This window comes from Candidatus Mycolicibacterium alkanivorans (genome assembly GCF_022760805.1).
Taxonomy (GTDB): domain Bacteria; phylum Actinomycetota; class Actinomycetes; order Mycobacteriales; family Mycobacteriaceae; genus Mycobacterium; species Mycobacterium alkanivorans.
Map to the genome: position 1 here is coordinate 3,900,260 of NZ_JAIVFL010000001.1, position 14,340 is coordinate 3,914,599.

Below are 14,340 nucleotides of genomic sequence, written 5' to 3' on the forward strand. Positions count from 1 at the left end.
GCATCCGCCGGTATTCAGCCCTGCGCGGCCTCCAGCGTGGCGTTGAACGTCTGGCTCGGCCGCATCACCGCGGTGGTCTTCTTCGGGTCCGGGTAGTAGTAGCCGCCGATGTCGGCATGGGCGCCCTGCACCTCGTTGAACTCGGCGACGATGGCGTCCTCGTTCTCGGCCAGGGTCTTGGCCAGCGGCGCGAAATGCGCTGCCAACTCCTGGTCCTGGGTCTGGGCGGCAAGCTCCTGCGCCCAGTACAGCGCCAGGTAGAACTGGCTGCCGCGGTTGTCGAGCTCCCCGGTCTTGCGGGACGGGCTCTTGTTGTTGTCCAGCAGCTTGCCGATCGCCGAGTCGAGGGTGTCGGCCAGGATCTTCGGGCGTTGCGTGCCGGTCTTGTTGCCCAGGTCCTCCAGGCTGGCGCCGAGCGCCAGGAACTCACCGAGCGAATCCCAGCGCAGGTGGTTCTCCTCGAGCAGCTGATGGACATGCTTGGGCGCCGAGCCGCCGGCACCCGTTTCGTACATACCGCCGCCCGCCATAAGCGGAACGATGGACAACATCTTGGCGCTGGTGCCCAGCTCGAGGATCGGGAACAGGTCGGTGAGGTAGTCGCGCAGGATGTTGCCCGTCGCGGCAATGGTGTCCCGCCCGCGGACTACGCGCTCCAGCGTGTACCGCATCGCCCACACCTGCGGCATGATCTGGATGTCCAGGCCCTCGGTGTCGTGATCCTTCAGGTACTTCCCGACCAGCTTGCGCAGCTCGTTCTCGTGCGGGCGTTCGTCGTCGAGCCAGAAGACCACCGGCATACCGGAGTTGCGCGCCCGCGTGACGGCCAGCTTGACCCAGTCCTGGATCGGCGCGTCCTTGGCGATGCACAGCCGCCAGATGTCGCCGGCGTCGACGTTCTGCGTCAGCAGCACCTCACCGGTCTCGATGTCGACGATGTTGGCGACCCCGCCCTCGGGAATCTCGAAGGTCTTGTCGTGGCTGCCGTACTCCTCGGCCTTCTGCGCCATCAGGCCGACGTTGGGCACGGTGCCCATGGTGGTCGGGTCGAACTGGCCGTTGGTCTTACAGAAGTTGATGATCTCCTGGTACATCCGGGAGAACGTCGACTCCGGGTTGACCGCCTTGGTGTCCTTGAGCTTGCCGTCGGCGCCGTACATCTTGCCGCCGGCCCGGATCATCGCCGGCATCGACGCGTCGACGATGACGTCGGACGGCGAGTGGAAGTTGGAGATGCCGCGGGCCGAGTCCACCATGGCCAGCTCGGGGCGGTGCTCATGGCACTTGTGCAGGTCTTCGATGATCTCGTCGCGCTGCGAGGCCGGCAAAGACTCGATCTTGCCGTAGAGGTCGGACAGGCCGTTGTTGACGTTGACCCCGAGTTCGTCGAACAGCTTCTGCTGCTTGGCGAAGGCGTCCTTGTAGAAGATCTTGACCGCATGCCCGAACACGATGGGGTGGCTGACCTTCATCATGGTGGCCTTGACGTGCAGGGAGAACATGACGCCGGTCTTGTAGGCGTCCTCCATCTGCGCTTCGTAGAAGTCGCAGAGCGCCTTCTTGCTCATGAACATGCTGTCGATGACGTCACCGGCGTCCAGCGACACCTTCTCCTTGAGCACCAAAGTCTTGCCGCCGGCGGTCTCCAGCTCCATCTTCACGTCGTGGGCTTTGTCCAGGGTCGTCGACTTCTCGCCGTGGTAGAAGTCGCCGCCGCGCATCGTCGCCACGTGGGTGCGCGACGCCATCGACCACTCGCCCATGCTGTGCGGGTGCTTGCGGGCGTACTCCTTGACCGCCTTGGGCGCGCGACGGTCCGAATTGCCTTCGCGCAGAACAGGATTCACCGCGCTGCCGAGGATCTTGGCGTAGCGCTCCTTGATGGCCTTCTCGGCATCGGTCTTCGGGTCGCCGGGATAGTCGGGGACCTTGAAGCCCTTGCCCTGCAACTCCTTGATCGCGGCCAGCAGCTGGGGCACCGAGGCGCTGACGTTGGGCAGCTTGATGATGTTGGTGTCGGGCAGCTGCGTGAGCTGTCCAAGCTCGGCCAGGTCGTCCGGAACCCGCTGCTCCTCGGTGAGGTAGTCGGCGAACTCCGCGAGGATGCGGGCGGCCACCGAGATGTCACTGGTCTTGACGTTGACGCCGGCCGGCTCGAGGAACGCCCGGACGATCGGCAGGAAGGCGTACGTCGCGAGCAGCGGCGCCTCGTCGGTGAGCGTGTAGATGATGGTCTGATTCTCGTCGCTCATGTGCTGCTCTCCCGGCGTCGTGTTCGGTCCTTGTGGCAAGACGGCTATCAGTATTGCGTTGCTTCCGACGCTACGTGAGGGGGTCATCGCATCGGCGCAGAGGTCTGCGTCACACCTGTGGCCCGGATAACCGGCTGGCCAGCGGTCAACCGGGTGCGATAGTCTTTGGTTCGGTCATGAGCGCCAGCGTCAAGCCCCGGCTTGCTGGCCGGCAACCCTCCAACCGCGGTGGGGTGCCCCGGGTGATGACCAGGTTGAGCAGCCGCGACCGGCTGCACGGCAAGCGCGGGTCCGCAAAAACGGGCCCCGGAGTAGACAGGGAAACCTGATGCACACCTATGGGTCCGTTATGAGCCACTGTCGCTGAACCCATCGCCGCCGGCATTCGTCGTTTCCGTGGCGGAGCTGTGCCGCACCGTCCTGACCCGACCGTCCCTCCCCGAGGAGCAATTTCCCCATGAGCACCCCTGACACTGAGGATTTCACCGCCAACTGGTCGTTCGAGACCAAGCAGATCCACGCCGGGCAGACCCCGGACGGCACCACCCACGCCCGGGCCCTGCCGATCTACCAGACCACGTCGTACACCTTCGACAACACCGAGCACGCCGCCGCGCTGTTCGGACTGGCCGAGCCGGGCAACATCTACACCCGGATCATGAACCCCACCCAGGACACGGTCGAGCAGCGCGTCGCCGCCCTGGAGGGCGGTGTCGCAGCGCTGTTCCTGGCCTCCGGTCAGGCCGCGGAAACCTTCGCGATCCTCAACCTGGCCAGCGCGGGCGATCACCTCGTGGCCTCCCCCCGGCTCTACGGCGGCACCTACAACCTGCTGCACTACAGCCTGCCCAAGCTGGGCATCGAGACCACGTTCGTCGAGGACCCCGACGATCTGGACTCGTGGCAGAAGGCCGTCCGGCCGAACACCAAGGCGTTCTTCGCCGAGACCATCTCCAACCCGCAGATCGACATCCTGGACATCCCCGGCGTCGCCAAGGTCGCCCACGACAACGGGGTGCCCCTGATCGTCGACAACACCATCGCGACGCCGTACCTGATCCAGCCGATCGCCCACGGGGCGGACATCGTCGTGCACTCGGCCACCAAGTACCTCGGCGGCCACGGCACCGCGATCGCAGGTGTGATCGTCGACAGCGGCAACTTCGACTGGACATCGGGCCGCTTCCCTGGCTTCACCACCCCGGACCCCAGCTACCACGGCGTCGTGTTCGCCGACCTCGGCGCGCCGGCCTATGCGCTCAAGGCCCGAGTCCAGCTGCTGCGCGACCTCGGTTCGGCGGCCTCGCCGTTCAACGCCTTCCTGGTGTCACAGGGTCTGGAGACGCTGAGCCTGCGGATCGAACGCCACGTCGCCAACGCCCAGAAGGTGGCCGAGTACCTCGAAGGCCGCGAGGACGTGGTGAAGGTGAACTACGCGGGCCTGCCCAGCTCGCCGTGGCACGAGCGGGCCAAGAAGCTGGCGCCCAAGGGAACCGGTGCGGTGCTGGCCTTCGAGCTGGCTGGCGGCATCGAGGCGGGCAAGGCGTTCGTCAACGCCTTGAAGCTGCACAGCCACGTAGCCAACATCGGTGACGTGCGCTCGCTGGTGATCCACCCAGCGTCGACCACCCACCAGCAGTTGTCCGCCGAGGAGCAGTTGGCCACCGGCGTGACACCGGGCCTGGTCCGGCTGGCCGTTGGGATCGAGGGAATCGACGACATCCTGGCCGACCTGGAGCGCGGTTTCGCCGCCGCCAAGTCGCTGGCCGGCGCGGACGCCTCGGACCCTCGGGCCGTGGCGGCCTTTTGAGGGAGCCGAACGTGACTGCCACAGATGAGCGCGCCGTGACGCTGCCGGCCGAAGGTGAGGTCGGCGTCGTCGACATCGGCCCGCTGACGCTGGAGAACGGCGCGGTGATCGAGGACGTCTCGATCGCGGTGCAGCGGTGGGGCGAGCTGTCCCCCAACCGCGACAACGTGGTCGTCGTCCTGCACGCGCTCACCGGCGACTCACATGTCACCGGTCCCGCCGGGCCCGGACATCCGACGCCGGGCTGGTGGGACGGGGTGGCCGGCCCGGGCGCCCCGATCGACACCAACCGCTGGTGCGCGGTCGCCACCAACGTGCTGGGCGGCTGTCGTGGCTCCACCGGGCCCAGCTCGCTGGCCCGCGACGGCAGGCCGTGGGGCTCGCGCTTCCCGCTGATCACGGTGCGCGACCAGATGGCCGCCGACGTCGCGGCGCTGGCCGCGCTGGGCATCACCGAGGTCGCCGCGGTCATCGGTGGTTCGATGGGCGGCGCCCGCGCGCTGGAGTGGATGATCGGCTACCCCGAGCGGGTGCGTGCCGCGCTGGTGCTTGCCGTCGGCGCGCGCGCCACGGCCGACCAGATCGGGACGCAGAGCACCCAGATCGCGGCGATCAAGTCCGACCCCGATTGGCAGGGCGGTGATTACCACGGCACCGGTCGCAGCCCGCAGACGGGACTGGAGCTGGCCCGTCGCTTCGCGCATCTGACCTACCGCGGCGAGGTCGAGCTGGACACCCGCTTCGGCAACGGCACCCAGGGCGATGAGGACCCGCTGACCGGTGGCCGCTACGCGGTGCAGAACTACCTGGAGTACCAGGGCGCCAAGCTGGTCAAGCGATTCGACGCGGGCAGCTACGTGGCGCTGACCGAGACGCTGTCCAACCACGACGTGGGCCGCGGACGCGGCGGGGTGAGTGCCGCGTTGCGCTCCTGCCCGGTGCCGACCGTGGTCGGCGGGATCACCTCCGACCGGCTCTACCCGCTGCGGCTGCAGCAGGAGCTGGCTGATCTGCTGCCCGGCTGCAACGGGCTCACCGTGGTCGAGTCGATCTACGGCCACGACGGCTTCCTGGTCGAAACCGAGGCGGTGGGCCAGCTGATCAAGCAGACCCTCGACCTGGCCGACGGGGACGGGGCGCGCCGGCTGTGACCGAGTCACGCCCGGATCGGTCGCTGTCCTTCGGGTCAGAGGCCGCCGCCTACGAGCGGGGCCGGCCGTCGTATCCGCCGGAGGCGATCGACTGGCTGCTGCCGCCGGGTACGCGTGACGTCCTCGACCTGGGTGCCGGGACCGGCAAGCTGACCACCCGCCTCGTGGAGCGCGGCCTCGACGTCGTTGCCGTCGACCCGATCGCCGAGATGCTCGAACTGTTGAGCTCGGCACTGCCGGACACGCCGGCGCTGCTGGGCACCGCCGAGCAGATCCCGTTGCCCGACAACAGTGTTGACACTGTGCTGGTGGCGCAAGCCTGGCACTGGTTCGACCCGGAGCGCGCGGTCGCCGAGGTGGCGCGGGTGCTGCGGCCCGGCGGTCGACTCGGGCTGGTGTGGAACACCCGCGACGAACGACTGGGCTGGGTCAAGGATTTGGGCAACATCATCGGCCACGAGAACGACCGCTTCAGCGAACAGGTGAGCCTGCCTGCGCCGTTCGCCGATCTCGCACGCCGTCGCGTCGAGTGGACGAATTACCTTACCCCGCAAGCACTTATCGACCTGGTGGCCTCGCGGAGCTACTGCATCACCTCCCCGGCGGAGGTCCGCACCCGTACGCTCGATCAGGTGCGTGAGCTGCTGGCCACCCATCCCGCGCTGGCCAACTCCAGCGGACTGGCGTTGCCCTACATCACCGTGTGCATCCGCGCGACCCTCGACGGCTAGGCTAACCGGTGCCCAGCGGGTCGATGGTCGAGGCGATGTAGACCATCACCACACACACGGTGGTCATCGTGGCGAAGTCGACTCCCCGGGAGCGCACCACCAACAGGCCGGCCCGCTCATCGGACAGCAGCAGCCGGTAGGCGGCGGCCACCCCGACCCCGATGCCGATCAGCAGCGAACCCCGGCGCCAGAAGCCAACGGCCACCAGCACACACGCCAGCAGGAAGATCAGGAAGACGCTCAGGATCGGCCACTGCGCGCGCACCACGCGGCGGACGAAGTCGACCGCCTCTTCGCGGGTCGGCAGCCGGCGCCGCGCCCGAGCGGTCACAGCGCCCCTTCGGCCAGTTCGACGACGTTGGTGAGCAGGAACGCCCGGGTCAGCGGACCCACCCCACCCGGGTTGGGCGAGATGTGCCCGGCCACTTCCCACACGTCGGGGTGCACGTCGCCGGTGAGCTTGCCGTCCACCCGGCTCACACCGACGTCGACCACCGCCGCGCCCGGACGGACCATGTCGGCGGTCAGCATGTGCGGCACACCCACGGCGGCGACGATGATGTCGGCCTGCCGGGTCAGCGAGGGCAGATCGCGAGTTCCGGTGTGGCACAACGTAACTGTGGCATTCTCACTGCGGCGGGTAAGCAGCAGGCCCAGCGGGCGACCCACGGTGACACCGCGGCCGATCACCACCACGTGCGCGCCGGCGATCGGTACGTCATAGCGGCGCAGCAGATGCACGATGCCGCGCGGCGTGCACGGCAGCGGGGCGTCCTTGCCCAGCACCAGGCGGCCGAGGTTGGTCGGGTGCAGCCCGTCGGCGTCCTTGGCCGGGTCCACCCGCTCCAGCGCGGCGTTCTCGTCGAGGTGATGAGGCAGCGGCAGTTGCACGATGTAGCCCGTGCACTCCGGGTTGGCGTTGAGCTCGTCGAGCGTCTCGTCGAGCTCGGCCTGGCTGACGTCGGCGGGCAGGTCGCGGCGGATCGAGGTGATGCCGACCTTGGCGCAGTCGGAGTGCTTGCCGCGGACGTACGCGTGCGACCCGGGGTCGTCGCCCACCAGCACGGTGCCCAGCCCCGGGGTGCGGCCGGCGGCGGTCAGCGCCGCGACGCGCTCGGCGAGATCGACGAAGATCTCGTCGCGGGTGAGCTTGCCGTCCAGGGTGTCAGCGACCACGGCTGACCATTCTTCCATTGACCGCGACACCTCCGTTGACAGACCGGACGCCGCCGGCGCTGCCGCCTGACGGGCGAGCCGGGTCGCGACCGATACAGTTGTGGCGATGAGTCGACCAGCCGCGCCCGCGCTGACCGTTCGGTCCGACGGCTCGGAGCGCACCTTCGCCGCAGGGCACGACGTCGTGGTTGGCCGCGACCTTCGTGCTGACGTGCGCATCGCGCACCCGCTGATCTCGCGTGCCCATTTGGTGTTGCGCTTCGACCACGGCCGGTGGATGGCGATCGACAACGGGTCGCTCAACGGCATGTTCGTCAACGGCCGCCGGATGACGTCGGTCGACATCACCGACGGGACGACGGTCAACGTCGGCAACCCCGACGGGCCCACCATCAACTTCGGAGTCGGCCGGCACCAGGGTTCGGTGGGTCGTCCGCCGCAGACGTCCTCGGTGCGCATCTCGGCGCCGCCGTCGAGCCCGTCGTGGCCGAGCTACCAGCCGCCACCGCAACCGCAACCGAGCTACCAGCCGCCCGCGGCCGCGCCGACTCAGATGCGCCCGATCGAGAGCAGGTCCGGCGGTTCGTCGAACATCGCGACCTCGATGCTGAAGATCCTGCGGCCGGGTCCGCCGGCGGAGACCCCGCCCGGTGGCGTGACGATCGGCCGCGCCACCGACAACGACATCGTCATCCCCGACGTCCTCGCCTCACGCCATCACGCCACGTTGATCCCCACCCCCGGCGGGACGGAGATCGCCGACAACCGCAGCATCAACGGCACCTTCGTCAACGGCACCCGGGTGGACACCGCCCTGCTGAACGAAGGTGACGTGGTCACCATTGGCAACGTCGACCTCGTCTTCGCCGGCGGCACGCTGGTGCGCCGCACCGAGACCGAGGCCGCCACCGCGACCGGCGGGCTCGAGGTGCGGGCGGTGACGTGGACCATCGAGCACGACAAGACGCTGCTGGACAACATCTCGTTCTCGGCCCGTCCGGGCACGCTGACCGCGGTGATCGGCCCGTCGGGGGCCGGTAAGTCCACCCTGGCTCGGCTGATCGCCGGCTACACCCACCCGACCAGCGGCACGGTGGCGTTCGAGGGTCACAACATCCACGCCGAGTACGCCTCGCTGCGCTCCCGGATCGGGATGGTGCCGCAGGATGACGTGGTGCACGGCCAGCTGACGGTCGACCAGGCGCTGATGTACGCCGCCGAGCTGCGGCTGCCGCCGGACACCACCAAGGAGGACCGCCAGCAGGTGGTCGCCCAGGTGCTGGCCGAGTTGGAGATGACCCAGCACGCCGACACCCGGGTGGACAAACTGTCCGGCGGCCAGCGCAAGCGCGCCTCGGTGGCACTCGAGCTGCTGACCGGCCCGTCGCTGCTGATCCTCGACGAGCCCACCTCGGGTCTGGACCCCGCCCTGGACCGTCAGGTGATGACGATGCTGCGCCAGCTGGCCGACGCCGGCCGCGTGGTGCTGGTGGTCACGCACTCGCTGACCTACCTCGACGTGTCCGACCAGGTACTGTTACTGGCTCCCGGCGGCAGGACCGCGTTCCGCGGGCCGCCCAGCCAGATCGGTCCCACGATGGGGACCACAAACTGGGCGGACATCTTCAGCAATGTCGCCAGTGACCCCGACGGCGCATATCGGCGCTATCAGGCGCTGACCGGGCCCACGCCCCCGCCGCCGCCGCTGGAGAAACCGTCCGACATCGGCGAGCCGACTCACACCAGCCTGTTGCGGCAGTTCTCGACGATTGTGCGACGCCAGACCCGGCTGATCGTCTCCGACCGCGGCTACTTCGCATTCCTGGCGCTGCTGCCTTTCATCATGGGCGTGCTGTCCCTGGCAGTCCCCGGGACCGTCGGCCTCGGTGTCCCCGACCCGATGGGGTCCGCGCCCAACGAGCCGGGCCAGATCCTGGTGCTGCTCAACGTGGGCGCGATCTTCATGGGCACCGCATTGACCATCCGCGACCTGATCGGTGAGCGCGCGATCTTCCGCCGCGAGCAGGCGGTGGGGCTGTCCACGACGGCCTATCTGCTTGCCAAGGTCTTCGTGTACTCGGTGTTCGCGATCGCCCAGTCGTCGATCGCCACGGCCATCACCGTCGCCGGCAAGGGCGCGCCGACCCAGGGCGCGACCGCGCTGGGTAGCCCCACCCTGGAACTCTTCGTCGGGATGGCCGCGACCACCGTCGCCTCGGCGATGCTGGGCCTGCTGCTGTCCGCGGCGGCCCGGTCCAACGAGCAGATCATGCCGCTGCTGGTGGTGGCGATCATGAGCCAGCTGGTGTTCTCCGGCGGCATGATCCCGGTGACGGATCGCCTCGTGCTCGACCAGTTGTCCTGGTTCACCCCGGCGCGTTGGGGTTTCGCCGCGTCGGCCTCGACGGTGGATTTGATCAAGCTGGTGCCCGGTCCGCTGACGCCGAAGGACCATTGGTGGGAGCACCGCGGTTCGATCTGGTGGTTCGACATCGGAATACTCTCGCTGTTGAGTCTGGGCTACCTGAGCTTTGTGCGGTGGAAGATCCGGCTGAAGGGGGCGTGACGACGGCGAGGAACGCGGGGCATGCGGCCTTCTCGAACTTTCGCACGCCCACGTCGATTTGGGCAAAGATCACTGCCCGCTGACGTCCAGACCGTGGGCCGCGGCGTAGGCCAGCGCCTGGGCGACGTCGATCTTCGCGCCCCGGCACGCCGCGGTGGTCCACAACGTCGGATCGATCCGGGCACCCCGCAGGTCGGCCTGTTCCAGTCGCAGCCCGTCGGTGCGGGCGCCGGTGAGGTCCGCCCCGCGCAGCACCGCCTTGCGCAGGTCGGCCTGCACCAGGCCGGCTTCGCGCAACCGGCAGCCGGACAGGTCGACCCCGCGCAGATCGGCAGCACCGAGGACGGCGAGGGTGAAGTCCACCTCGTCGAACACCGCCGGTCGCAGCCGGCAGTCCTCGAAGCTGGATCCCAGCATGCTGCAGTTTCGGAACGTGCTGTGCCACAGCGTCGTCCGCAGGAACCGACAGTTGCGGAAGGCGGTTCCGAGGTGTACCGACTCGGTCAGGTTCGCGCCGCCGAAGTCGCATTCGGTGAACACCACCCGCTCGGTCTGCAGTCCGGACAGGTCCTCGTCGCGCAAGTCACAGCCGGTGAACTCACGGTCGGTCCACTGCGCCACCGGTACACCTTCTTCATCCAGAGACTCGTCTCGGCCATGGTGGAATTATCCCCGACCCGCAAGTCATCGAGGATGGGGCGTTGTGTTCAGGGTGATGTTCCATTCGCCGCGCATCGCGCCCAATACGGGGAACGCGATCCGCATGGTGGCGGCCACGGGATGTGAGCTGCACCTGGTCGAGCCGCTGGGCTTCGACCTCTCCGAGCCCAAACTGCGCCGCGCCGGTCTGGACTACCACGACCTCGCCTCGGTGACCGTGCACCCGTCGCTGGCGGCGGCCTGGGCGGCGCTCGAGGGCGCCCGGGTCTTCGCGTTCACCGCCCACGCGCAGCGTTCGTTCGCCGACGTGGAATACCGGCCCGGCGACGTGCTGATGTTCGGCCCGGAACCCACCGGGCTGGACGACGCCACGCTGGCCGACCCGCACATCACCGGGCGGGTGCGCATCCCGATGCTGCCCGGCCGACGTTCCCTGAACCTGTCCAACGCCGCAGCCGTGGCCGCCTACGAGGCGTGGCGGCAGCACGGGTTCAGCGGTGGCCGCTGAGAGTTGCCAGGTGTCCCAGTGGGTCAGCTGCTCGGCTCCGACATCGCAGCACAATTCGGCCTCACCGAGGCGATGGCCTAGCGGAAGTCGCGGCTTCGGGAGGCCGCCCGCATGCCGAGCCTGCCCATCCGCTCGGCGATCACGGTGACCGCCCCGGTGGCGTTCTGCACCTGGCCGCGGATCAGCAGGGCCGACGCCGTCTGCGCCAGCTTGCGGTGCCGGTTCCACACCCCCGGTGTGCACAGCACGTTGACCATTCCGGTCTCGTCCTCGATGTTCATGAACGTCACCCCCTGTGCGGTTGCCGGCCGTTGCCGGTGGGTCACCGCACCGGCGATCAGCACCCGGCTGCCGTCGGGAACGTCGAGAAGTTGGTCGGCCGGGACGACGCCCATCGCATCGAGGTCTTCGCGCAGGAACTGCGTCGGGTAACTGTCCGGGGAGACCCCGGTGGCCCAGACGTCGGCGGCGGCCAGTTCCACCTCGGTCATTCCGGGCAGCGCCGGAACGTGCGACGACGACCCCACCCCGGGCAGCCGGCCGGGCCGCTGGGTGGCCGCCGCTCCGGCCGCCCACAGGCCCTCGCGTCGGGTGATCGAGAAGCAGCCCAGCGCCCCGGCGGTGGCCAGTGCTTCGGTCTGTGGCACCGAAAGCTGCACGCGCCCAGTCAGATCCAGCAGTGAGGCATACGGACCGTCTGCCGTTCGCTCGTCAACGATCCGCTGGGCAAGCTCGTCACCGATGTGGCGCACCGCGCCCAAGCCCAGCCGCACCTCGAGCCCGTGGTTCTCCAGCGTGGCGTGGGCCAGGCTGGCGTTGACGTCGGGGCCGTGCACGGTGACACCGTGCCGACGGGCGTCGGCGACCAGCGACTGCGGCGAGTAGAACCCCATCGGCTGGGCGCGCAGCAGCGCCGCGCAGAACGCCGCCGGATGGTGCAGCTTGAACCAGGACGAGTAGAACACCAGCGAGGCGAAGCTCAGCGAATGACTCTCCGGGAAACCGAAATTGGCGAATGCCTCCAGCTTCTCGTAGATCCGGTCGGCGACCTCGCCGGTGATGCCGTGCCGCTGGGCCATGCCGGCATAGAACCGGTCACGCAGTCGTCGCATCTTCTCGGTGGAGCGCTTGGACCCCATGGCCCGGCGCAGCTGGTCGGCCTCGGCAGCCGAGAAGCCGGCACAGTCCACCGCCAGTTGCATGAGTTGTTCCTGGAACAGCGGCACCCCCAACGTCTTTCGCAGCGCCGGCTCCATCGACGAATGGTCGTAGGTGACGGGTTCCAGGCCGTTGCGTCGCTTGATGTAGGGATGTACCGAACCGCCCTGGATGGGCCCGGGCCGGATCAGCGCCACCTCCACCACCAGGTCGTAGAACACCCGCGGCTTCAGCCGCGGCAGGGTGGCCATCTGTGCGCGGGACTCCACCTGGAACACTCCGACGGAGTCGGCCTTCTGCAGCATCTCGTAGACCGCGGGCTCGGAGAGGTCGAGACGGGCCAGGTCGACTTCGATGCCCTTGTGCTCGGCGAGCAGGTCGATGGCGTAGTGCAGCGCCGAGAGCATGCCGAGACCGAGCAGGTCGAACTTCACCAAACCGATTGCCGCGCAATCGTCTTTGTCCCACTGCAGCACGCTGCGGTTCTCCATGCGCGCCCACTCCACCGGGCACACGTCGGCGATCGGACGGTCGCAGATCACCATGCCCCCGGAGTGGATGCCCATGTGCCGGGGCAGGTTCCTGATCTGCGTCGCCAGGTCGATCACCGGCTCGGGAATGTCCTCGACGTCCGGTGAGTCGGCCGCGCCGTCCAATTGCTGCTCTCGCAGCGTGTTCCAGCGGCTGATCTGCTTGCTCCAGGCATCCTGCTGACCCTGGGAAAAGCCGAGGGCGCGGGCCATGTCGCGCACCGCACTGCGCCCGCGATAGGTGATGACGTTGGCGACCTGCGCGGCGTAGTCGCGGCCGTAGCGGTCGTAGACGTACTGGATGGCCTTCTCGCGCAGGTCGGATTCGATGTCGATGTCGATGTCGGGTGGTCCGTCGCGGGCCAGGGACAGGAACCGTTCGAAGAGCAGACCGTTGGCGACCGGGTCGACGGCGGTGACCCCCAGCGCGTAGCAGACCGCCGAGTTGGCCGCCGATCCCCGGCCCTGGCACAGGATGTCGTTGCGCCGGCAGAACTGGGTGATGTCGTGCACCACCAGGAAGTAGCCCGGGAACTTCAGCTTGCCGATGACGTCGAGTTCCCGCTCGATCTGGGTGTACGCCTCCGGCGCGGAGGCGCGCGGGCCGTAGCGCGCAGCCGCGCCGAGCATGGTCAGCTCGCGCAGCCAGCTGCCCTCGGTGTGCCCGTCGGGTGTGTCGAACGGTGGCAGCTGCGGGGCGATCAGGGCAAGCTCGAAGGCACACTGCTCACCGAGATCGGCTGCCGCGGTGAGCACTTCGGGATACTGGAAGAACAGCCGGGCCATCTCGTCCCCCGACCGCAGGTGCGCGCCACCCAGCGGCGCCAGCCACCCGGCGGCCTCCTCCAGTGACTGACGGGCGCGGATCGCGCCCATCGCCATGGCCAGTCTGCCGCGTTCAGGCTCGGCGACATGCGCGGCGGTGGTGGCCAGGACCGTCAGCCCGAACCTCGGGGCCAGCGCGGCCAGCGCGGCGTTGCGTTCGCCGTCGAGCGGATCACCATGGTGAGTGAGTTCGATGCTGACCCGGTCACTTCCGAACCGATCGACCAGATCGGCTAGCGCTTTGACCGCGGCCTCCGGACCTCCGTTCGAAAGTGCTTGGCGTACATGTCCTTTGCGACATCCCGTCAGGATGTGCCAGTGCCCTCCGGCGGCCTCGGTGAGGCTGTCGTAGTCGTAGCGCGGCTTGCCCTTCTCACCGCCGGCCAGATGCGCCCGGGCGATCTGGCGGGACAACCGGCGGTATCCCTCGGGCCCGCGGGCCAACACCAGCAGGTGCGGCCCGGGTGGGTCGGGAACCTCGGTGCGCGCGGTATTACCCAGCGACAGCTCGGCGCCGAAGACGGTGCGCATGTCGAGTTCCTTGGCGGCCTCAGCGAACCGCACCACGCCGTAGAGCCCGTCGTGGTCGGTGAGCGCGATGGCCCGCAGGTCCAGCCGGACGGCCTCCTCGACAAGTTCCTCCGGGGTGCTTGCCCCGTCGAGGAAGCTGTAAGCCGAATGGGCGTGCAGTTCGGCGTAGGGAACGGTCGAGCGCAGTGGACGTTCGCCGGTCGGCTCGTAGGGTTCACGCCTGCGGGACCAGGCCGGGCTGTCGCCGCCGTCGGCATGCGGCTCCCCCAGCGACATGCCTGACCGGCGCGGCTTGCTGTTGAGCACCCGCTCCATCTCGCCCCAGCTCAGAGGCCCGTTACGCCAGTCCATGCCAGCAGCATAATCGAACATACGTTCTAGAGACAGGGTGGTGGGTATCTTGAGAGCTTCTGCCCCGTCAAACCATCAACGCACCCGCGGG

10 protein-coding genes and 1 riboswitch are annotated in these 14,340 nt (G+C 68.5%); of the genes, 5 read left to right on the top strand and 5 right to left on the bottom strand.

Going from position 1 to position 14,340, the window contains the following annotated elements; genetic code table 11:
• Window positions 1-14 precede the first annotated feature (14 nt).
• On the bottom strand, window positions 15-2,252 hold the full coding sequence (locus tag K9U37_RS19085; protein WP_243073030.1) for an NADP-dependent isocitrate dehydrogenase: 2,238 nt from the start codon (window positions 2,250-2,252) through the stop codon (window positions 15-17).
• A 172-nt stretch (window positions 2,253-2,424) separates the two neighbouring features.
• Window positions 2,425-2,544, top strand: a riboswitch (SAM riboswitch).
• A 165-nt stretch (window positions 2,545-2,709) separates the two neighbouring features.
• On the opposite strand from K9U37_RS19085, the gene K9U37_RS19090 reads away from it, so the two are divergent.
• Genes K9U37_RS19090 through K9U37_RS19100 form a run of 3 tightly spaced genes read left to right on the top strand, consistent with a single transcriptional unit; the run spans window position 2,710 to window position 5,944 of the window.
• Entirely contained in the window at window positions 2,710-4,062 is a 1,353-nt protein-coding gene (locus K9U37_RS19090; RefSeq protein WP_243073031.1) for a bifunctional o-acetylhomoserine/o-acetylserine sulfhydrylase, read from the top strand.
• 11 nt (window positions 4,063-4,073) lie between these two features.
• Window positions 4,074-5,213: a homoserine O-acetyltransferase MetX gene (metX, locus tag K9U37_RS19095; protein ID WP_243073032.1), complete on the top strand. Its 1,140-nt coding sequence runs from the start codon at window positions 4,074-4,076 to the stop codon at window positions 5,211-5,213.
• On the top strand, window positions 5,210-5,944 hold the full coding sequence (locus tag K9U37_RS19100) for a class I SAM-dependent methyltransferase (protein WP_243073033.1): 735 nt from the start codon (window positions 5,210-5,212) through the stop codon (window positions 5,942-5,944). The genes metX and K9U37_RS19100 overlap by 4 nt, the downstream gene beginning before the upstream one ends.
• Before the next feature lies 1 nt (window position 5,945).
• Here the strand turns inward: K9U37_RS19100 and K9U37_RS19105 are convergent, their stop codons facing one another.
• Together K9U37_RS19105 and K9U37_RS19110 are read right to left on the bottom strand one after the other, a co-directional pair.
• Complete coding sequence (locus K9U37_RS19105; RefSeq protein WP_243073034.1) at window positions 5,946-6,275, bottom strand: DUF3017 domain-containing protein; 330 nt, start codon at window positions 6,273-6,275, stop codon at window positions 5,946-5,948.
• Window positions 6,272-7,120 carry a bifunctional methylenetetrahydrofolate dehydrogenase/methenyltetrahydrofolate cyclohydrolase gene (locus tag K9U37_RS19110; protein ID WP_243073035.1) on the bottom strand — a complete coding sequence of 283 codons (849 nt, stop codon included), beginning with the start codon at window positions 7,118-7,120 and terminating at the stop codon, window positions 6,272-6,274. Before K9U37_RS19110 ends, K9U37_RS19105 begins: the two co-directional genes overlap by 4 nt.
• 100 nt (window positions 7,121-7,220) lie before the next feature.
• Between K9U37_RS19110 and K9U37_RS19115 the strand changes: the two genes are divergently transcribed.
• Window positions 7,221-9,686, top strand: coding sequence for an ATP-binding cassette domain-containing protein (locus K9U37_RS19115; RefSeq protein WP_243073036.1), 2,466 nt, complete (start codon window positions 7,221-7,223; stop codon window positions 9,684-9,686).
• 69 nt (window positions 9,687-9,755) lie between these two features.
• On the opposite strand, the gene K9U37_RS19120 is transcribed toward K9U37_RS19115, so the two are convergent.
• Complete coding sequence (locus tag K9U37_RS19120; RefSeq protein ID WP_243073037.1) at window positions 9,756-10,307, bottom strand: pentapeptide repeat-containing protein; 552 nt, start codon at window positions 10,305-10,307, stop codon at window positions 9,756-9,758.
• Between the two features lie 82 nt (window positions 10,308-10,389).
• On the opposite strand from K9U37_RS19120, the gene K9U37_RS19125 reads away from it, so the two are divergent.
• The gene (locus K9U37_RS19125) at window positions 10,390-10,854 is read left to right on the top strand and encodes a tRNA (cytidine(34)-2'-O)-methyltransferase (protein WP_243073038.1); all 465 of its coding nucleotides are present in this window, start codon (window positions 10,390-10,392) and stop codon (window positions 10,852-10,854) included.
• 77 nt (window positions 10,855-10,931) lie between these two features.
• Here the strand turns inward: K9U37_RS19125 and K9U37_RS19130 are convergent, their stop codons facing one another.
• Entirely contained in the window at window positions 10,932-14,249 is a 3,318-nt protein-coding gene (locus tag K9U37_RS19130) for an error-prone DNA polymerase (RefSeq protein WP_243073039.1), read from the bottom strand.
• Window positions 14,250-14,340 lie beyond the last annotated feature (91 nt).

Coding starts and splice junctions, on each gene's coding strand:
- K9U37_RS19085 (WP_243073030.1), bottom strand. CDS start 2,252: ATGAGCGACGAGAATCAGACCATCATCTACACGCTCACCGACGAGGCG.
- K9U37_RS19090 (WP_243073031.1), top strand. CDS start 2,710: ATGAGCACCCCTGACACTGAGGATTTCACCGCCAACTGGTCGTTCGAG.
- K9U37_RS19130 (WP_243073039.1), bottom strand. CDS start 14,249: ATGGACTGGCGTAACGGGCCTCTGAGCTGGGGCGAGATGGAGCGGGTG.